This is a genomic window from Streptomyces asoensis (assembly GCF_016860545.1).
Lineage (GTDB): Bacteria > Actinomycetota > Actinomycetes > Streptomycetales > Streptomycetaceae > Streptomyces > Streptomyces asoensis.
Genome location: NZ_BNEB01000005.1, coordinates 314,856 through 334,558 on the forward strand (window position 1 = coordinate 314,856; position 19,703 = coordinate 334,558).

The following is a 19,703-nucleotide window of genomic DNA, read 5'->3' on the forward strand; positions in this document are numbered from 1 at the left end:
TGAGCGCCCTCGGCTCCCCGGCGGAGCGGGGGTGCGGCGCGCGCACGGGGCATGTATCGCGTCATGGGAGTTCACCTCATCACAGGTGCCGGATCCGGTATCGGCGCGGCGGTGGCCACGCTGTTCACGTCCCGCGGACAGGAGTTGTGGCTGCTGGCCCGCGACGAGGCACGGGCCGCGGACCTGCGCGCCCGGTTCCCGGGGAGCCGTACCCTCGTCGCCGATCTGTCCGAACCGGGCTCCGTGCGGCCCCGGTTGGAGGCACAGGAGTTACCCGCGCGGCTCGACTCACTGCTGCACGTGGCCGGGGTGGTCGAGTCGGGCCGGGTCGGTGAGCTGGGCGCACGGGTCTGGCAGGACACGCTCGCGGTGAACCTGATCGCCCCGGCCGAGCTGACGGGTCTGCTGCTGCCCGCGCTGCGCAAGGGCCGGGGGCACGTCGTCTTCGTGAACTCGGGCGCGGGCGTGCACGCACCGCCGCGGCTGAGCGCCTACGCGGCGTCCAAGTTCGGTCTGAAGGCACTGGCCGAGTCCCTGCGGGCGGAGGAGTACGCGCACGGCGTCCGGGTCACCACCGTGTATCCCGGCGAGACGGACACCCCGATGCAGGTCCGTCTGCACGAGCAGTTCGGTCTCCCCTACGACCCGGACGCCCACATGAGCCCGGCGTCGGTGGCGGCCGCCGTGGTCACGGCGCTGGATCTGCCGCGGGACGCGACGATGAGCGATCTGATGCTGCGTCCGGGCTCCTGAGTCCGTCACCCCGCACGGTCGGCACCGGTGCGGCCCGCCCCGGCCGCACCGGTGTCCCAGTGCCCCATCAGATCGCGGTAGAAGGGGACGTCGTCGAGCAGTGCCCGGTGCGTGCCGAGGCGTGGACGGCTCCCGTCCAGGAGCAGCACGCGGTCGGCCCGGCGGGCCGCGTTCATCCGGTGGGCGATGGTGACGACCGTGCCGGGCCGCCGGCGGAACGCCTCCTCGACCTGCTGTTCGGCCGCCGCGTCCAGATGACCGGTGGCCTCGTCGAGGACGACCAGCCCGGCGTCCGACAGGTAGGCGCGGGCCAGGGCCACGAGTTCGCGCTCCCCCAGGGACAGCCCCGCCGGACCGACGTGGCCGTCCACACCGCCCAGCCGTTCCACCAGGTCGGTCATCCCGAGTTCCGTCACCGCCTCGGCGAGGACCCGGTCCGGGGTGCCGGGGGCGAGATAGCAGAGGTTCTCGCGCAGGGTGCCCGCGAACACGTAGGGGGTCTGCGGCAACAGGACGCGGGCGCGCGCCCGTTCGGCCCCGGCGACGCGGTCGAGGGGCACACCGCCGAGGACGACCTGCCCGCGGCACGGGGAGAGCATCCCGGTCAGGACGTCGGCCAGGGTGGACTTGCCGATGCCGGACGGGCCGACGACCACCAGGTGTTCGCCGTCCGCGAGGGACAGGTCCAGCCCGTCGAGGACGGGCTCGGCCCGCGGGCCGTACGCGAAGGTGACACCGCGCAGCTTTGCCGAGCCGTCCGCGGGCCGCAGGCCGGGGTCGGGGTCCGGGAGGGGGTCCGGGAGGCGCGCGGCCTCGGCGAGTCGCTCGGCGGCGACGGCCAGCCGCAGCCAGGACGCGCCGAGGCCCTGCACCAGCAGGCGGATCGCCGGTTCCAGGGTCGCCAGGACATAGCCGAGCACGCCCACGATCGCGCCGGCGGTCGTCCCGCGGGCGTGCAGTCCGGGCGCGGCGAGGACGACGAGCAGCAGGGGGCTGTGCGCGCCGAGGGCCACGATGAGGCGGCGCAGCGCCGACACGGAGGCGAGGGCCCGGGAGGTCCGCAGGTGGTGCCCCACGGCGTCGAGGGCCTCGCGCCGGGCGTGGTCGTGGGCCCCGCAGGCGACGATGTCGCGCAGTGCCGTGAGCGTCTCCACCGTGCGGGCGGCCAGCTTCTCCTCCGCGTCGAACGCCTCGCGCTGCCGGCGGACGCTCGCGGGTGCCAGGAGGGCGAAGAGGGCGAGCGCCACGAGCAGCGGGGCGGCGACCAGGGCAACGGCGGCCGGGGCGACGACGGCGGTGCCCGCGACGACGGCGACGACCGTCAGGACGAACTGCCACAGCAGCATGAGCTGGCCGGCGAGCGCGTCCCGGACGGCCTCCACCTGCCGGGTGAGGCGGGCGACGGCGACGGCGGCACCGTCGTCGCCCCGGTCGGGCCCCGGAGCCACCGCACGGTGCAGGGTGCCGGTGACGACGTCCCGCAGCAGCCGGTCCCGCTTCGGCTCCACGATCTCGGCGAGCCACGGATAGGTCTGCCGGCTCGCCCAGGCACCCCCGAGGGTGCACACGGCGAACAGGCCCAGTCCGAGGGCAGCCGTGCGGGGACGGCCCGCCAGAAATCCCTGGTCCACGGCGAGGGCGAGGGCCTTGCCGGACACGAGGGCGGGTGCGGCGGAGAGCAGGGTCCACCAGGTCAGCCGGAGGGCGGCGGCACGGCGGGCCGCGAGGCTGTCGCGGATCAGGCGCAGGGCAGTGCCGTTGGCCGAGGCGAGGGACCGGGCGGTCCGGTACGCGGTCCCGCGGGCCGGTGTGCCGTGCGGCGCTGTGCCTTGGGGCGTACGGGGGCCAGGCGGGGTCCGGTGGCGCGCGGCGCGGTGGGGCGGGCGGGCGGTGCGGTCCGCCATGGGTGCCGTCCTCTCGTCTTCTCGGTCTCTCGGCGGTCGTCTCCGTCCCCCGGGGCCGGGTTCAGCGCTCGGGGGCCTCCGCGGGGATCACGTCCTCGGTGTCGGGGGCGTCGGTGGTGTCGTCGGTGCCGAGGAACATCCGCCGGTAGGCGGGGACGCGCCACAGTTCGTCGTGCGGGGCGACCTTCCTGATGCGGCCCTCGTGGAGCCAGGCCACGAGGTCGGCGCGGGCGGCCGTCGCCGTACGGCGGGTCACCACCAGGCGGGTCCGGCCGCCGTGGGTGTCGTCCAGCGCGCGCAGCACCGCGGCCTCGGTGGCCGAGTCCAGGCTCGACGTCGCGTCGTCGAGGACGAGCAGCCGGCCGTCGCGCGCGAGGGCGCGGGCGAGCCCGAGGCGCTGCCGCTGGCCTCCCGAGAGGGGCGCGTCGCGGACGGGGGTCCGGTACCCGGCGGGCAGCCGTCGGACGAAGGTGTCGGCCTGGGCGGCGCGCGCGGCCGCGCGGACCCGGTCCGCGGGGAGCGGCTCGGCGGCGACGGCCAGGGCGTCGAACACGGTGGCGCCCGTCAGCTCCGGGTCCGCGAAGGCGTAGGCGACGGCGGCGCGGAGGTCACCGGGCCGGATCTCGTCCGTCGGCACACCGTCGAGCAGCACGGTGCCCCGCTCCGGTGTCACGAGCCCGCCGGCCACCGCCGCCAGCAGTGAGGTGGCCGCGCCGGAGCGGCCCACCAGGGCGACACACCGTCCGGCGGGCAGGGTCAGGTCCAGTGCGTCGAGCACGGTGGCGTCCGACCGGCGCACGGTGACCCCGCGCAGCTCGACGCGTCCGGGGCCCGGCGGCAGGCGGCGCAGGCCGGGCGGCTGCCGGGGCCGGGCGAGGACCTCCTGGACCCGGCGGTGTCCGGCGCGGGCGCGGGCGTGGTCGAGGAAGCTCTGCGCGGCGCCGAAGCCGCCGAGCCCCAGCGTGGCGTAGCCGAGCGCGGCCACGAGGTCACCGGCGCCGAGGGTGCCGGTGGAGAGCTCGTACCCGGCGACGGCGATCACGGTGATCTGTGTGGCGGGGGCGAGCAGTCCGGTGGACCACGCGACGCGGCGCTGGCTGTCCCACAGGGCGCGTCCGTGCCGGGACAGCTCCGGTACGGGTCCGAGGACGCGTTCGATCTCACGGTCGACGGTTCCGGCGGCGGCGATGGTCCGGCGGCCGGCCAGGGCGTCCAGCAGCCGGGCGGCCACGGCGGCCTGGGCCTCCTGGTAGCCCTCACCGCGCCGCACGGTGCGCCGCAGCTGGCGGCGGAGCAGCAGCCAGCCCGCGGGGGCGGTGACGAGGAAGGCGGCGGCGAGTTCCGGGGCGAGCAGCCCGAGGGCGACCACCGAGCCCGCCGCCATGGCGAGTTGGGCGACGGCGTAGACGGCCGCCTGGACGCTCAGTCCGGCCTCGGCGGCGCTCGCGGTCAGCCGGGCGACGAGGTCGCCGGTCGTCGTCCGCCGGTCGGGAGAGAGACCGGTGGCCATGAGGTGCCGGACGAGGGCGGCGCGCAGCCGCGCGGTCGCCTCCGCGGTGGTGCGCGGACCCGCGTACTGCGCGAGGGTCTCGGCCGCGGTGAGCAGGGCGAGGACGGCGGCGAGCGGCAGGGCTCCCCCGGTGGTGGCGCCGCCGGACAGCGCCCTGTCGACGGCGGTGGCGAGGACGCCGGGCAGCAGCAGCGCTGCGGCCGAGCTCCCCGTCACCGACAGGGCGAGGACGGTGGGCCACCACCAGCGGGCGCCGACGCCCGGCGGGCGGCTTCCCGGTGACGGTGTCTCATGTGCGAAGGTGGAAGGAGCCGTACGCGATCCAGCCCCGCTCCGCTGCGGCTGAGGTCGGTGGTCCTGTCCCATACGGAAGCTCCTGCGGGAGTGGGGCGGGCGGTTCGCGGGGCGGCACGAGAAACGCCGGCCCGGGCTGTCCCTCAGCCCGGGCCGGCTCTGTTCACCAGGTCATCCGAGAGTGGGGCGGTCGGACGGCCGGGGTCCAGCGGCGGTGACTACAGGCACAGCAGCGTGCTGACGGTGCTGTTGGTGCAGTTGACGGCGCTGAGGGAGCTGAGGACCGACAGGTACTCGGTGGTCTCCTCGGGCGTCTCCAGGGCCTGCAGGCTGAGGATGGACATGGTGTTCTCCTGTCACTTCGGTGTGGTGCTTCCCGGCGGTCGCCGGAAACTCTGGGTGCGACGGTGTGCGTCGCAGGGGGCGCTGCCGTAGGGGTCAGGACGCCTCGGGGAGCGGGAGGGGCGCGGGCTCCGCCACCCGTCGGCCGTTCCAGAAGGGCAGCGCCGGGGTGTCCGCGAGGGCCGAGCCGAGGGCGAGCAGGACGCCCGCCGAGCCGGTCGCGAGGTCCATGGACAGCCGCAGGAGCTGTTCGCCGGGGAAGGCCGCGTGTCCCTCGTAGGGGACGAGGTGCCAGACCAGGCGCCGGATGTGCCGTCGGACGACCGGGGCGTGGGCTCCGGTCCCGTCCTGGAGCAGGTGCAGCAGGAGGATCAGGCCGGCCCGTCCGTTGAAGAGTCCGGACTGGACGATGAACTCGGGCTCGGCGGCGCCCCGGATCTGATCGAGGCTGCGTTGCCTGTCGGGGTCGGGGCGGTGGCGCAGGAGGGCGTGGAGGGCGGCGGCGATGCCGGCGCTGCCGGACTCCAGATAGGGCAGGACACGGCTGCCGTCGTCCACCTGGAGGGTTCCGTCCTCGCCGAGGACGCATCGGGCCAGGTCCAGGTCGAGGGCCTGTTCGGCGAGGTCCAGCAGCACGGAGTCACCGGTGCTGTCGTGGAGGGCGAGGAAGAACAGCGCCGCTCCGGAGGGGCCGTGCAGGAGCCCTGGGCGCCTGCCGGGGGCGGGGCCCGCGGTGGCGGCGTCCGGTTTCAGGCGGGCGGCGAGCCGGTCGGCGACATCGAGCGCGACGGCGTGCAGGGAGGCGTCGGCCGTGGTGTCGGCGAAGTGCAGCAGGGTCAGTCCGATGCCGGGCAGTCCGCCGGCCAGGTCGCTCCCCTGGCCGTCCAGGGGATCCTTCAGGAGCCGGTCCAGGAGGTTGTGGGCCTGCCGGACGCGGCCGAGGCGGTCCAGCGCGAAGGCCACTCCGTGGGCACCGGTGTAGAGGCCGGGGCGGCAGGGTTCGCGTGCGACGGCCTCCTCGAGCCATTCGACGTGGCCGGGCCGGACCTGGGCGCCCACGGTGTGCAGGGCCCAGAGCACGCCCGCCGCGCCGTAGGCGAGGCCGAGTCCGTCGTGGGTGAACTGGCTGGGGTCTCCGGGGAAGAGTCGGTCGGTGCGCTCGGGGGTGGCGCTGGCGTCGATCGCGGCGGCCAGGGAGTCCCGCAGGGCCGGCCAGTCCGCGCGGTCGCCGCTGAACAGGCCGGCCGGCGCCTCCCGTCCGGCCGGCCGGGAGGCCGTCGGTCCGGACGGTGGTGCGTGGGCCGGTGCGGGCGGTGCGGTCGCCCCCGGTGGCGCGTCGGGCCGGCCGCCGACCGCGTCGGCGGGTATCCCGAAGCGTCTGGTGGCCGCCGCGACCAGCTCGTCCCGCTTCCCCGGGTCCAGCGAGGTCAGCTGGAGGAGTGGCATGAAGATCCACAGCCGCAGGGCGTCGAGCGCGTACCGGTCGATCGCGAGGCCGTGCAGGTCGGGAGGGGCCGCGAAGCCCGCGGCGCCGAGCGCGGGTCTGACGAACGCGTCGACGGGCGAGGCGAGTTCGAAGTCGACGAAGCAGACTCTGCCGTCCGGCCGGACGATCAGGTTGCGCGGGTGCAGGTCTCCGAAGACGACACCGCGGGCGTGGATGGCGCTCAGGCCCTCCTCGATGCCGGCGAGGACGGTCAGCGCCTCTTCCCGGTAGCGGTCGATCGTGTCCCGGCCGGGGTCGGGGTGGACCAGGGGGTAGCGCCGGCCGAACCATCTGTTCAGGGTCTCGCCGGGCACGTACTCCTGCACCAGGAAGTGGTGTTCCCAGGCCGTGAGGTAGTCGAGCGCGCGGGGTACGGCGGGTATGCCCTCCAGTCGGCGCAGGATGTCGTGTTCTCTGCCGAGTCTGAGCACGGCGTCGTCGCCGCGCTGGTCGAGACCGGCGTCCGGGCGCGCCTCCTTGAGGACCACCTCGTCGCCGCCCCCGACGGGACGGCCCATGTAGATGCCGCCGCCGTTGGAGAAGTGCAGGGCTCTCTCCACCGTGTAGGGGAACTCGGCTCTGCTCGTGGCGGCCCGGTCGGCCAGCGCCTGGGCCAGGACGGCCGGCACGGGAGCCCAGTCGGGTACCTCGAACACCGCGCGCCGTACGTCCGGGCGGAGCCTGCCCGACGGCTCGCGCAGGGCGAGGACGAGCTCACCCGTCTCCGAGCGGCAGAACTGTTCGGTGAACCCGCCGTAGCGCAGGTACAGCGGTCCGTTGCGCCAGCGCAGGTCGCTGAGGATGTACGGCCCGCGCAGGCCGGCGAGCGCCTCGTCCAGCTCGGTGAGACACCGTTCGAGTTCGGGTTCGTCGACGGGGTAGAGGGTCATGAACTTGCCGCTCGACCCGCGGGAGGCGTACTTCGCGTTCTGGGTCTGCACGAGCGCCGGGCTGCGCAGGAACTTGTAGGCCACACGCCGCTCGACGCAGTACGCGCCGACGACGGCCAGGATGTGCTCCGCGTTGTCCATACAGGCGGACACGTGGATCTTCCACCCCTGGTCGGGCAGTTCGACGTCGGCGGGCCGACGGCCCACCCACACCTCTCTCGAGGAGCTCAGCCAGCCGGCGGGTAACGGCTCGCCGACCGCTGCGAACTCCTCCATGGCCGCCCAGCGGACCGGCGAGTCGTAGAACACCTTGTCGGCGTACGAAAACGCTTCGTAGCGCATGTCCATAACGCTCCCCCAAGTCAGCGACAGGCCATTCCCCGGACGAATGCAGTACGTACGGTGTTCCCCTCCAGCTCCTTTGCGGAGTGGTAGGTTGACCGGTTTTCGTCCTGCGATGTGAAGGTAAGCCACCGCCGGCACCGGTCGGCAGAGCGCATTCAGCGCGCACGTCGGGGCGCGCGAAGCCCGGACGCCCCGCCGTTCTGCTCTTCATGTTCACCGCGCATATGCGTTCGGTCCCTCACCTGGGACGTTCTCGAAGGGGCCGTACACACGTGCCATCACCATTGGCCGTCACACGGATCCGGACGCGTAGATTCAGGCGCGGCGCCGGACATTCCGAAGGGCGCACGGGACATTCCGGAAGGTGCGGGATTCCCGTTTTCCGGCCGCCGGCCCGCGTTCCGGGTCCTTGGCCGGTACAGCCGGAGCGGAAAGCCGCACAGCGCGGTCCGGCTCGATCCGGTCGGGGCCGGCGGTTCCGGATCGCCCCGGGTCGCTCGGAAACCGGCCCGTGCCCGGACGTGTACGGTCCGGGAAAGGACGCGGTGGACCGCCGTCCCGGCCCGGCGGCCCCACCCGGACCCCGGCCACCGATCCCGGGGCTGCGGGCACCGACCCCGGAACTCCGGGCCTTCCGGCCCCGGGGTGCCGAGCCTTCGGCTTCCGGCTGTGGTGTCCGGACCGCGGCCCGGAGGCGTATGCGCGCCCGGATCACTCCGGGGTGATGGCCGCCGCATCCCGGGGAAGGAGGACCGTAATCCAAGGAGGCTGATGTGACGCGGGACCGGATCGGACTGGCCGAGGTACTGGCGGCGGCGGAGCAAGCCGCCCCGGTCGGGTCTCTCGACATCGTGGCACGCAATCTGCGCGACCGGTTCGGCGCGCGCTACGTCTCGTTCCTGTTCGTGGACGTCGTGGGACGGCGCCTGCTGCGGGTGAACGAGAAGGGCGAGGCGGGAGAGCACCGCGCGGAACAGGTGCCCCTGGCCGGCAGCAGCGTCTACGACGAGGTCCTGCGCACCCAGAAGCTGGTACGTACAGCCGAGGAGGGCAACGGCCACGGGCAGCGGGTGCTCGCCCCCGTCACCAACCGCGGGGACACCATCGGCGTCCTGGAACTGTTCCTCGGCCAGGTCACCGAGGACGTGCTGGAGCAGGTGGGGGAGGCCGCGCACGCGCTGGCGTACATCATCGTCACCGACCGCCGCTTCACCGACCTCTACCACTGGGGCAACCGCACCACCTCGGTCAGTCTCGCCGCGGAGATCCAGCGCCAGCTGCTGCCCTCGGCCTCGTCCTGCGAAGCGGCCGAATTCGACCTCGCGGGCGCCCTGGTCCCGGCCTCCGACATCGCCGGCGACACCTACGACTACTCCCTGGACCAGGACACCCTGCACCTGTCCGTCACCGACGCCATGGGCCACGACGTGGACGCCTCACTCATGGCCACCCTGCTGGTCAACGCCTCCCGAGGCGCCCGCCGCGCCGGGGCCGACCTCGCCGAACAGGCCCGCCAGACCCACCAGGCCCTCCTGGACCACGGCCGGCGCACCTTCGCCACCGGCCAGCTGGTGCGCATCGCGCTCGACGGGAGCAGAGCGCAGCTCGTCAACGCCGGTCACCCCTGGCCGCTGCGGTTGCGCGACGGCACGGTCGAGGAGCTGCGGCTGGCGGTGAACATGCCCTTCGGCGCCGTCGGACAGGGCGCGTACCGGGTGCAGGACCTGGACCTGCGCCCCGGCGACCGTCTCGTGCTCTACACCGACGGCATGCAGGAACGCGACGCGCAGACCGTCGACCTGCGCCGCCTGCTGGCCGAGACCGCGGCCGAGCATCCGCGCGAGGCCGTCCGCACGATGGTCGGGGCGGTCCGGGACGCCTACGCCGGCCGGCAGCCGAGGGACGACGCCACCGTCCTGTGCCTCGACTGGCACGGCTCCCGCTACGGAGGACTCCGCCAGGACGTCGCCGGCGGAGCCTGACGCGTCGTACGCACCGCATGGCGGAAACCCGGTGCCGACGACCCACATATGGCGCACATTTGTACTACCGGGCGCCGATTGTCCCCTGCGTGAATTCCCGCCAGTATGGTGAGCGGGCGGCCGCGCGAAGGGCACCGCGGCGCCGGGGGTTGCCGGTGGCGCCGCCCCTTCCTCTGCCGTGATCCGGAACTTCGGGCCGCCGGGCTGTGGCGGGGCCGGCCCATGTCACCAGGGGGCAGGACCATGCGGGTGCTCGCGGCGCGGTACGAACTGCTCGACGCGGTCGGACGCGGCGGAATGGGAGAGGTCTGGAAGGCCACCGACCGGGAGCTCGGGCGCACCGTAGCCGTGAAGGTGCTGCCGCCGGAGCTCACCCGGCACGAGGAGTTCCGGGTCCGCTTCCGACGGGAGGCGCGCACCGTCGCCTCCCTCAACCACCGCAATGTCGCCGTGCTGCACGACGTCGGGGAGGACACCACCGACGGCGAGACGACGCCGTTCCTGGTGATGGAGTTCATCCGAGGGCGCACCCTGACGGACGTGCTGGCCGACGGCGCGTTCACGGTCGAGCGGGCCCTGGCGGTCGGCAGGGACATCGCGGACGCCCTCGCCCACAGCCACGCCCAGGGCCTGATCCACCGCGACATCAAGCCGTCCAACGTCATGCTGACGTCCGAAGGCGGCATCAAGGTACTGGACTTCGGGATCGCGAAGGTCGTCGCGGAGACCACCACGCGGCTCACCGCGACGGGCATGACCGTGGGCACGCCCGCCTACCTCTCCCCCGAACAGCTCACCGGTGAGCCGGTGGACGGCCGCTCCGACCAGTACTCCACGGGCTGTCTGCTGTACGAACTGCTGACGGGGCGCCCGCCGTTCCTCGGGGACTCCCCTTTCGCGGTGATGCACCAGCACATCAGCCAGGAGCCGGTCGCGCCCTCCCGGCTGCGCCCGCAGATCCCGGCCGTGGTCGACGACCTCGTGCTGCGGACCCTGGCCAAGGACCGTGCGCACCGGCTGGGCAGCGCCGCGGAGCTGCGCGACACGCTGGACGCGACCCTCATCGCACTGAGCGGCCCGGCGGCCGTGCCGGGCCCGCGGGCCGCCGCACCGGCTCCGGGCGCGCCCGACGCGCCCGCCGGGCCGCCCGGACGCGCACGGGCCGACTCGGCGACGGGTCCCGGGCACACGGCCCTGGCCGAGCAGGAGACCCGCACCGCGCCGGCTCCGCCCCGACCCGCCGCGCCACCGCCGGGCGGACCTGCCGCCCCCGCACACCCGGGAGCCCCAGGCACCCCGGGTGATGTGCGGACGCCGTCGGACTCCGCGGGTGAGCGGCGGCTCGCCCTGGGCGGCGGCAGACCGGTCGCCCTGCTGGGCATCGTGGTGTCCGGCGTCGTCGGCTTCGGCTACCTGGACGCCTTCGGTGACTCGGACGACGAGTTCGTCGCCGTGTGGATGGCCGCCGTCGTGCTCGGCCTCGCCCTGTTCCGCTGGCTTCCCCTCACCTCGGCCCTCCTGTGGTGGGGAGCGGGAGCCCTGGTCGTCGCGAGTGTCAGCATCGGCGGCGCCTCGCACGACTACGACACCACCACGGTGACGGAGAGCAGTTTCGGCACGCTCTATTCCTACGACTCGACCTACCAGACCTACTCCGAGCTGCCCACCGACTCCTCCGGCTACCACCTCTTCGAGAGCGACTACAGCGGCGGGTACGCCCCGGCGCAGGCCGAGATCTACCCCGATTCCGCCGCGCACGACGACATCGAGGTGTTCGCCGTCCCGGTCCTCGTCCTCGCCGCGCTCTGCCTGTTCCGCGCCCTGGACCGGCGGCGGCTGTCGACCCTGGCGGCGGCCTGCGGGGTCACCCTGGGCGGTCTGGGCGTCGGCTGGCTGGCGTTCGGATCGGACGAGCAGGCAGGGGCGTTCTCGCTGGCCTGGGGCCTGGTGGTCGTCGCCGCCGTGGTCCAGGAGGTCCGTGCCCGCAGGAGCGCCCCGCCGCGCGCCCGGCGCCGTCTGCGGTTCGTCACGACCGAGCAGTGACCCCGGCGGGCCGGCCCGCCGGCTACTTCACCGACCCCGCCATGACGCCCTGGACGAAGTGGCGCTGGAAGGCGAAGAACACGGCCACCGGCACGATCAGCGAGAGGAACGCGCCCGGCGCCAGCACATCGATGTTGCTGCCGAACTGCCTTATCTGTGACTGGAGTTCCACGGTCAGCGGCTGTGCCGAGCTGTCGGCGAAGAGCAGGGCCACCAGCATGTCGTTCCACACCCACAGGAACTGGAAGATGGCCAGGCTCGCCAGGGCGGGCCGTCCCACCGGCACCACGAGCCGGGTGAAGATGCGCCACTCGCTGCCCCCGTCCATGCGGGCCGCCTCCAGCATCTCCCGCGGGATCTCGGCGAAGTAGTTGCGCAGCAGGAAGATCGCGAACGGCAGTCCGTAGGAGACGTGGAAGAGGACGACGCCCGGGATCGTGCCGAACAGCCCCAGCTGGCCGAAGAGTTTGGCCACCGGCAGCAGACCGATCTGCACGGGCACCACGAGGAGTGCCACGACGAGGAGGAAGAGGACGTCACGGCCGGGGAACTCCAGCCAGGCGAAGGCGTATCCGGCCAGCGCGGCGATCACCACCACGAGGAACGTCGCCGGCACCGAGATGAGCACGGTGTTCCAGAACGCCCGGGTGATGCCGGCGTTGCCCAGCAGCGCCGAGTAGTTGTCGAAGGAGAGCTGTCCCGGGCTGGTGAGCGCGGTCCACCAGCCGCCCTCGGCCGTGTCCCGGGCCGACCGCAGGGACGACACGAGCAGTCCGGCGAGCGGTGTCAGCCAGAGCAGGCCGACGACCACGAGGACGGCCTGCACCGCACTGTTGCCGAGCCCGCGCCGCAGCGCACTGAGTTTCATCGCTGACTCCCTCGGAAGCGGCGGACGTTGAAGACCATGGCGGGCACGACCAGCAGCAGGAGCAGCACACCGAGGGCGCTGCCGAGCCCCTGGTCGTTGCCGCCGCCGAAGGAGACCAGCCACATCTGGGTGGCCAGGACGGTGGCGTCCTCCTGCACCGGGCCGGGCGCGATGATGTAGACGAGGTCGAACACCTTCATCACGTTGATGACGAGGGTCACGAAGACCACCGTCAGCACGGGTGCCAGCAGCGGCACGGTGATCCGGCGGAACACCTGCCATTCGTTGGCGCCGTCCATCCGCGCCGCCTCCAGCGAATCGCGCGGCAGCGTGGACAGGCCCGCGCCGATCAGCACCATCGCGAAGCCGGTCCAGATCCACAGGTAGGCGCCGATGATCGCCGGGGTGACCAGTGCGGGACCGAGCCAGGAGACGCCGTCGTAGGGCGGGGCGAAGTTCGAGCCCGGGAGGGCGACGGTGTACGGGCCCGCCTCCAGTCCCCCGAAGCGGAAGGAGCCGTCGGCCGCGGTGGTGGTGCTCGCGACGGTCTTCCCGTCCCGCACAGCCTGGACCGTCATCCCGGGCAGCCCGCTCTCCCGGCTGTCCACCACTCCCTGTCTCCCGCCCCCGCCGGGGGTGAAGTCCAGGTAGACCACGCCGCGCAGTTCGTCGGGGCCGGCCTGGCGGGCGGCCGCCGCCCGGGCGGGTCCGGCGCCCGCCGGAAGCTCCTTGGGCGGTACGCCGACCATGCCGAGGGCGACGGTGTCGCCCGGCGACACGGTCGTGCCGGTGCGGTAGGAGCCGTCGGCGCCGTGGGTGATGCCCTGGCCGTCACGGGCCCGGGCCGTCGGGTAGGAGGAGGTGTCACGGAAGGCGTCGTGGATCCCGACGGCCGCCGCGTTCAGGACGCCCTTGTCGGGGTCCTCGTCGTAGGCCAGCCGGAAGATGATGCCCGCGGCCAGGAAGGAGACGGCCATGGGCATGAAGAGCAGCAGCTTGAACGCCGTCGCCCAGCGCACCTTCTCGACGAGGACGGCGAGGATCAGGCCGAGGCCGGTCAGCAGGGTCGGCGCCACGACCACCCAGACCGCGGTGTTGCGTACGGCCTTGAGCGTGGCGGGGTCGCGGAACATCTCGGTGTAGTTGTCGCCGCCCACGAACCGGGTCCCGGAGGCGTCGAAGAAGCTGCGCCCGACCGAGAACAGCACCGGGTAGACGACCAGGGCGCCGAGCAGGAGCAGTGCGGGCAGGACGAAGAGCAGGGCGAGGGTCCGGCCCCGCCGCCGGGCCCGCCACTTTCGGGCGGCGGTGGCGGCGGGCGGCGGGGCCGTCTTCGTGAGGGTGGCGGTCATCCCCGTCAGCCCTTGTAGGCCTTGGCCGCGGCGGTCTCCAGCTGCGCGGCCGTCGCCTTCGGGTCGGAGGGGTCGCGCAGGAAGTCCTGGAGGACCTTCCACTCGCCGGCGCCCTTCGTGCCGCCGAACGCGGCCGGTGCCTGGTCGGACATGTCGAAGCGGACGGAGTCACCGGCGGCTATGAGGGACTCGGCGGTGGTCCGGGTGACGTCGTCGCCGTAGGTGGCGGGGTCGAGCTTCTTGTTGGGAGAGAGGAAACCGCCCGCCTCGGCCCACACGGCGGCGGCCTGCGGGGTGGCGAGGTACTCCAGGAGCGCCATGCCGGCCTTGGCGTTCTCGCCGTCCTTGAGGACGACGGCCGCGTCGCCGCCGCTGACCACGGGTGCGGTGCCGCCGCCGACGGGCGGGAAGGGGAAGAAGTTCGCGTCCTCGCCGATCTTGCGGCCGAACTGGTCCTTGGCCACCCCGGCCACGAAGTCGCCCTCGTAGACCATGCCCGCCTGCGGCTTCGGCCCGAAGACCTTCTCGACGGATCCGGGGAAGTCGGTGTTGAGGGCCCCCTTCTGGCCGCCCGCCAGCAGCTGCTTGTCCTTGAAGAGCCTGCCGAGCGTGGTGAGGGCGTCGACCACGCTCTGGTCGGTCCACTTGAGTTCGTGCGCGGCGAGGGCGTCGTACTTCTCGGGGCCCGCCTGGGAGAGGTAGACGTTCTCGAACCAGTCGGTGAGGGTCCAGCCGTCCTGGCCCGCGACGGAGAAGGCGGCGAGGCCGGAGTCGGAGACGGCGTGACCGGCCTCGAGCAGGTCGTCGTAGGTCTTCGGCGGCTTGACGCCCGCCTGGTCGAGGGCGTCGGGGCTGTACCAGACGGTCGACTTGTGGGCGGCCTTGAAGTAGAGGCCGTACAGGGTGCCCTTGACGCTGCCGTAGTTCTTCCAGACCGGCGCGTAGTTGGCGGTGACCGACTTCCGGACGGCCGGTGACAACGGCTGGAGCCAGCCCTGTGCGGCGAACTGCTGGAGCACGCCGACCTGCGGGACCATGACGACGTCGGGGGCGTTGCCGCCTTCGATCTTGCTGCCGACGACGGTGGAGACGTTGTCGCCGGTGGAGACGAACTGGGTCTTGGCGCCGGTCTTCTCGGTGAAGGCGTCCAGCACCTTCTGGAAGTTCTTCTGCTCGGCGCCGGACCAGACACCGGCCACGGAGACCGTCTGGCCGCTCAGTGCCTGGTCGCCGCCGCCCGCGGAGACGGGGCCGCCTCCTCCGCAGGCGGTCGCGCCGAACGCGAGGGCGAGTGCCGTGCAGCCGGTGAGCAGAGTGGTACGTCGTCGCATCATCGTTGATGTCCCTTCGAAGGATGGGGAGTTGACGGGATAGGGGTGGGCCGGGCTCAGGAACCGGTGTCGTCGCCGATCCACCAGGCGGCCGTGGAACCGGGGAGGACCCCGGCCCGGCAGGGGCCGCTGGACAGCAGGGGAACGCCCGGGACGGGCGCCGGGGCGGGCGCCGTGCCGAAGTTGACGGCGCAGACCAGGCCGTCGCCGCGGGCGAAGGCGAGGACGCCGGGCTGGGTGTCGAGCCAGCGCAGGGTGCCCTCGCCGAGCTGGGGCAGGGTGGCGCGCAACTGGAGGCCGTCGCGGTAGAGGTGCCAGAAGGAACGGGTGTCGGCGAGGGCGCGGTCGGTGGCGTACTCGGCGAAGTACTCGGGCTGCGGTAGCCAGGGCTTGGTGCCGTCGACCCCGGAGGTGAAGCCGAACGGTGAGGCCTGGCCGGACCAGGGCAGCGGCACCCGGCAGCCGTCCCGGATGCGGGCGCGGCTTCCGGTGCGGCGGAAGATCGGGTCGGTGAGCACGTCGTCGGGCAGGTCGACGACCTCGGGCAGGCCCAGTTCCTCGCCCTGGTAGATGTAGGCGGCGCCGGGCAGGGCCAGCAGCAGGAGGGCGGCGGCGCGGGCGCGGGCGGCGCCGAGTCCGCTGCCCTCGACGGCCGGCTCGCCGTAGCGGGTGACCGTGCGGACCTGGTCGTGGTTGTTGAGGACCCAGGTGACGGTCGATCCGGTCCCCGCGATGTCCTGCATGGCCTCCGTGATGACCTTGCGGAAGGCGTCGGCGTCCCAGGAGGCGCTGAGCAGGTCGAAGAAGAAGGCCTGGTGCAGCTCGTCGGGGCGGACGTACCTGGCGTGCTCGCGGGCGGTCGGCACCGACACCTCGCCGACCAGGAGCCGTTCGCGGCCGTCGCGGGCGGAGTACTGCTCGCAGACCGTCCGCCAGCGGCGCCACACGTCGTGCACCTCGGGCTGGTTCCAGGCGAGCGGGTTGACCGAGTCGCGGGTGCGGGCGTCCGCCTCGGGGTCGGGCGAGTCGGGCAGGGCGGGGTGCTTGAAGAGGCCCGCGGCGACGTCGATGCGGAAGCCGTCCACGCCCCGGTCCAGCCAGAAGCGCAGCACGCGCTCGAAGTGGGCGGCGACCTCCGGTTCGCGCCAGTTCCAGTCGGGCTGTTCGGGCGTGAACATGTGCAGGTACCACTGGCCGGGGCTGCCGTCCGCCTCGGTCACGCGGCTCCAGGCCGGACCGCCGAACATGGCGTGCCAGTTGTTGGGCGGTTCGGCTCCGTCCGTCCCGCGGCCGTCGGCGAAGTGGAAGCGGGCCCGCGCGGGACTTCCCGGCGCCGAGGCCAGGGCCTCGCGGAACCAGGGGTGCTCGCTGGAGCAGTGGTTGGGGACGATGTCGAGCAGCACCTTGACGCCCAGGCGCCGGGCGGCCGCCACCAGCCGGTCGAACTCGTCGAGGTCGCCGAAGAGCGGGTCGACGTCGCAGTAGTCGGAGACGTCGTAGCCGTGGTCGTGCTGCGGGGAGGGGTAGAAGGGGCTCAGCCAGATCCCGTCGACGCCCAGCTTCTTGAGGTACGGCAGTCCGGCGCGCACTCCGGCGAGATCGCCGACGCCGTCGCCGGTGCTGTCCAGGAAGCTGCGGACGTACACCTGGTAGATCACTGCCTCACGCCACCAGCGGGGCGTGTCGCTGCGCGTGTCGATGTGCTGGGTGCTCACCCGTTGGCCTGTCTGTGCGGGCTGACTGTTATGCATGCATGTTATGTAGGCGTTTCACGGAGGTGTCAACGAGTGGGCGCCAGGGATTCGGCGAATCGGCAGGCATATATGGATCCACCAGGACAAATCGCCACCGGTTGATATGCCGGCGTTACCTAACATGTAACTAGGAGGGGGCGGGCCGGAGCGCGGCCCGAGGAGAAGACGTACAGCGACGCGCCGACGGGCGTACGTCAGCCGTTGCGGGGGATGTCCGCCAGTTCCCGGGCCAGCCGCCGCGCCGCGGCCGCGGGCGTCGCATACCCGGCCAGCGCGTCGTGCACGACCGCCTGGACCACCATGCTGACCTGGTCGTAGCGGGGGCTCTTGGGGCGCGGGGCGGCCGTCAGCACGCTCTCGCGCAGGGTCGGCAGATACGGGAACCGGCGCACCAGCTCCGGGTCCTCGTACAGGTCGGCGCGTACGGGGGGCAGCGCGCCGCGAGTGAGCACCTGCCGCTGGACCCCCTCGCCGGTGAGGTACGCGATCAGACGCGCGGCGGTGTCGGGGTGCTCGGCGTGCGTGTTGACGGCGAGGTTGGAGCCGCCGAGGACGCTCGTACCGGGCCCGTCGCGGCCGGGCAGGGGTACGGCGCCGACCCGGCCCGCGACCGCCGAGCCGGCGGCCGAGGCGCTGACGTAGGCGTAGGGCCAGTTGCGCAGGAAGAGCAGGTGTCCGTCCTGGAAGGCCTGCCGGGACTCCTCCTCCGTGTAGGTGAGGGCCTCCGCGGGGATCCAGCCCTCGCGGACGCCGCGGGCGAGGAACCCGATGCCGTCCCGGGCCGCGGAGCCCACGGTGACGCGGTCGCCCTCGTCGCCGAGGATCGTGCCGCCCGCCGAGTACACCGCCTCGGCCGCGTTGACGGTGAGTCCTTCGTAGGGCAGGAACTGGCCCGCGTAGCCGCCGAGTCCGTGCCGGGGGGCGACGGTCTTCGCGTCCCGCTCCAGTTCGGCCCAGGTGCGCGGCGGCGGCAGGCCCTCGGCCGCGAGCACGTCCTTGCGGTACAGGAGCAGCCCGGCGTTGGTGACGTAGGGGACCGCGTAGAGCCGGCCGCCGTAGGTCGCCGTGTCCACGACCGGCCGCAGGAAGCTGCGCAGCGCGAAGCGGTCCGCGGGCAGCGGACGGATCCATCCGGCGGCCGCGAACTCCGAGGTCCAGGCCACGTCGATGTTGAGGACGTCGAACCGGCTGCGGGCACCTGCGCGCAGATCGGTGATCATCTGGGCGCGCGTCTCGTCCGCGGAGTCCGGCAGTTCGACCAAGGTGACCTTCTCCCCGGGGTGGGCTCGGTTCCAGCCCTGGAGAAGGGGGCCGAGGTAGCCGGTGAGGTCACCGGCGGTGGCCAGGGTCAGCGGGCCGCGGCCCTCGGACCCGCCGCTCGCCACGGCGCCGGACGCGCCGTACCCGGCCAGGACGACGGCGAGAACGAGGAGGCCCCTACCGGCGGCGCGTATCCACCGCATAGGTTCCTCCCTGTACACCCGCGCCGGGCACCCTCGCCCGGAGTCAGAGGCTATGTATACCCGTTAGGTATGGGCGATACTAGGGCCTGGAACACAATACGAGGCTGCGAGGAGGACAGCACGAGTGCGCCTGCCCCTCCTGGCCCTGCTGGCACGCGGACCGGCCCACGGCTACGAGCTCAAGCAGGACCTTGAGCGACTCCTGGGCGCCGCGTACCCTCAGCCGAACATCGGCCAGATCTACGTGACGCTGGGCCGCCTCGAGAAGACGGGACTGATCGAGGGCGAGGAGGTCGAGCAGTCCGGTCGGCCGAACAAGAAGATCTACCACCTCACCGACGCCGGGCGGGAAGCGCTGCGCGCCTGGTACGAGGAGACGGCGGACGAACCGCGGCTGCGCGACGAGTTCTTCATGAAGCTCGCACTCGCTCCGCAGACCGGTCTCGCCGACCGGATCGCCCTGATCAACAAGCAACGACGCCACTATCTGAACACCATGCGCACCCTGTCCAAGCTCGTCACGGGCGAGCACCGCGACAACCGGGTGGCCCGGCTGCTCGTGGAGGGCGCCATGCTGCATCTACAGGCCGACCTCGACTGGTTGGAACGCTGCCAGGAGGAACTGGAGGAACCGGAGTGAAGGACGCCCCCGTTCCTGCGCTGCGGGCCGAAGGGCTCGTGAAGACCCACCACGGCGAGGGGGCTCCGGCCCACGCCGTGCGCGGGGTGGACCTGTCCGTGCGGCGGGGCGAGTTCGTGGCCGTCACCGGTCCGTCCGGCGCCGGGAAGTCCACGCTGCTGCACCTGCTCGCCGGTCTCCAGCGCCCCGACAGCGGCCGCGTCTGGCTGGACGGCACCTGCACCGACGGCTACGGCGAAGCCCAGTGGGCCGTGGCACGCCGGCGCCGTATCGGCGTCGTCTTCCAGTTCTTCAACCTGGTCTCCAACCTCTCGGTCGCCGACAACGTCGAGCTGCCCGCACTGCTGGCCGGGGTCTCCCCCAAGCGGGCGCGGGCGGAGCGGGAGGAGTTGCTGGCCGAGCTGGGGCTCGCGGGCAAGGAGCGCAGCATGCCCGGTGAGCTGTCCGGCGGCGAGCAGCAGCGGGTGGCGCTGGCCCGGGCCCTGGTCAACCATCCGCCCCTGCTGCTGGCGGACGAGCCCGCGGGCAGCCTGGACAGCAAGGGCACCCGCGAGGTGACCCGCCTGCTGTCCCGGTTCCACCAGCGCGGCCAGACCATCCTGCTGGTCACCCATGACGCCCGGATGGCGAGCACCGCGGACCGCGTGATCAGTTTCTTCGACGGCCGGATCGCCGACGACGCGGAACTGAGCGGCACGCCGTCGCCGGCCAAGGGGATATCCGCGGTGCTCGAGCTGAGGGACTGA

14 protein-coding genes are annotated in these 19,703 nt (G+C 73.0%); 5 read left to right on the forward strand and 9 right to left on the reverse strand.

From position 1 onward, the window contains the following. Positions 1 to 63 precede the first annotated feature (63 nt). On the forward strand, positions 64 to 753 hold the full coding sequence (locus Saso_RS24755) for an SDR family oxidoreductase (protein ID WP_189921558.1): 690 nt from the start codon (positions 64 to 66) through the stop codon (positions 751 to 753). Between the two features lie 5 nt (positions 754 to 758). Here the strand turns inward: Saso_RS24755 and Saso_RS24760 are convergent, their stop codons facing one another. From Saso_RS24760 to lanKC, 4 genes are all read right to left on the reverse strand, one after another. Then, positions 759 to 2,657 (reverse strand): ATP-binding cassette domain-containing protein, encoded by a 1,899-nt coding sequence (locus tag Saso_RS24760; protein WP_189921556.1) that lies wholly within the window; start codon positions 2,655 to 2,657, stop codon positions 759 to 761. Between the two features lie 61 nt (positions 2,658 to 2,718). Continuing rightward, positions 2,719 to 4,533, reverse strand: a complete 1,815-nt coding sequence (locus Saso_RS24765) for an ABC transporter ATP-binding protein (RefSeq protein WP_189921554.1) — start codon at positions 4,531 to 4,533, stop codon at positions 2,719 to 2,721. Between the two features lie 146 nt (positions 4,534 to 4,679). Continuing rightward, positions 4,680 to 4,805 carry a SapB/AmfS family lanthipeptide gene (locus tag Saso_RS24770; protein WP_020127262.1) on the reverse strand — a complete coding sequence of 42 codons (126 nt, stop codon included), beginning with the start codon at positions 4,803 to 4,805 and terminating at the stop codon, positions 4,680 to 4,682. Positions 4,806 to 4,899: 94 nt separating this feature from the next. After that, the gene (gene lanKC / locus Saso_RS24775) at positions 4,900 to 7,521 is read right to left on the reverse strand and encodes a class III lanthionine synthetase LanKC (protein WP_189921552.1); all 2,622 of its coding nucleotides are present in this window, start codon (positions 7,519 to 7,521) and stop codon (positions 4,900 to 4,902) included. Positions 7,522 to 8,297: 776 nt separating this feature from the next. On the opposite strand from lanKC, the gene Saso_RS24780 reads away from it, so the two are divergent. Together Saso_RS24780 and Saso_RS24785 are read left to right on the forward strand one after the other, a co-directional pair. Next, positions 8,298 to 9,506, forward strand: a complete 1,209-nt coding sequence (locus Saso_RS24780; RefSeq protein WP_189921550.1) for a PP2C family protein-serine/threonine phosphatase — start codon at positions 8,298 to 8,300, stop codon at positions 9,504 to 9,506. Positions 9,507 to 9,749: 243 nt separating this feature from the next. Next, positions 9,750 to 11,549 (forward strand): protein kinase domain-containing protein, encoded by a 1,800-nt coding sequence (locus Saso_RS24785; RefSeq protein ID WP_189921548.1) that lies wholly within the window; start codon positions 9,750 to 9,752, stop codon positions 11,547 to 11,549. A gap of 22 nt (positions 11,550 to 11,571) precedes the next feature. On the opposite strand, the gene Saso_RS24790 is transcribed toward Saso_RS24785, so the two are convergent. The 5 genes from Saso_RS24790 to Saso_RS24810 form a co-directional block, all read right to left on the reverse strand. Next, the gene (locus Saso_RS24790) at positions 11,572 to 12,417 is read right to left on the reverse strand and encodes a carbohydrate ABC transporter permease (RefSeq protein WP_189921545.1); all 846 of its coding nucleotides are present in this window, start codon (positions 12,415 to 12,417) and stop codon (positions 11,572 to 11,574) included. After that, on the reverse strand, positions 12,414 to 13,769 hold the full coding sequence (locus tag Saso_RS24795; RefSeq protein ID WP_189921543.1) for an ABC transporter permease: 1,356 nt from the start codon (positions 13,767 to 13,769) through the stop codon (positions 12,414 to 12,416). Before Saso_RS24795 ends, Saso_RS24790 begins: the two co-directional genes overlap by 4 nt. 5 nt (positions 13,770 to 13,774) lie before the next feature. Further along, positions 13,775 to 15,103, reverse strand: a complete 1,329-nt coding sequence (locus Saso_RS24800) for an ABC transporter substrate-binding protein (protein ID WP_189921541.1) — start codon at positions 15,101 to 15,103, stop codon at positions 13,775 to 13,777. A gap of 53 nt (positions 15,104 to 15,156) precedes the next feature. Next, complete coding sequence (locus tag Saso_RS24805) at positions 15,157 to 16,851, reverse strand: glycoside hydrolase family 13 protein (RefSeq protein ID WP_372442484.1); 1,695 nt, start codon at positions 16,849 to 16,851, stop codon at positions 15,157 to 15,159. Positions 16,852 to 17,048: 197 nt separating this feature from the next. After that, the gene (locus tag Saso_RS24810) at positions 17,049 to 18,317 is read right to left on the reverse strand and encodes an ABC transporter substrate-binding protein (protein WP_189921537.1); all 1,269 of its coding nucleotides are present in this window, start codon (positions 18,315 to 18,317) and stop codon (positions 17,049 to 17,051) included. Positions 18,318 to 18,441: 124 nt separating this feature from the next. On the opposite strand from Saso_RS24810, the gene Saso_RS24815 reads away from it, so the two are divergent. Next, a complete protein-coding gene (locus Saso_RS24815) occupies positions 18,442 to 18,957 on the forward strand; it encodes a PadR family transcriptional regulator (RefSeq protein ID WP_189921535.1) in 516 nt (171 codons plus the stop codon). Continuing rightward, positions 18,954 to 19,703 carry an ABC transporter ATP-binding protein gene (locus Saso_RS24820; RefSeq protein ID WP_189921532.1) on the forward strand — a complete coding sequence of 250 codons (750 nt, stop codon included), beginning with the start codon at positions 18,954 to 18,956 and terminating at the stop codon, positions 19,701 to 19,703. Before Saso_RS24815 ends, Saso_RS24820 begins: the two co-directional genes overlap by 4 nt.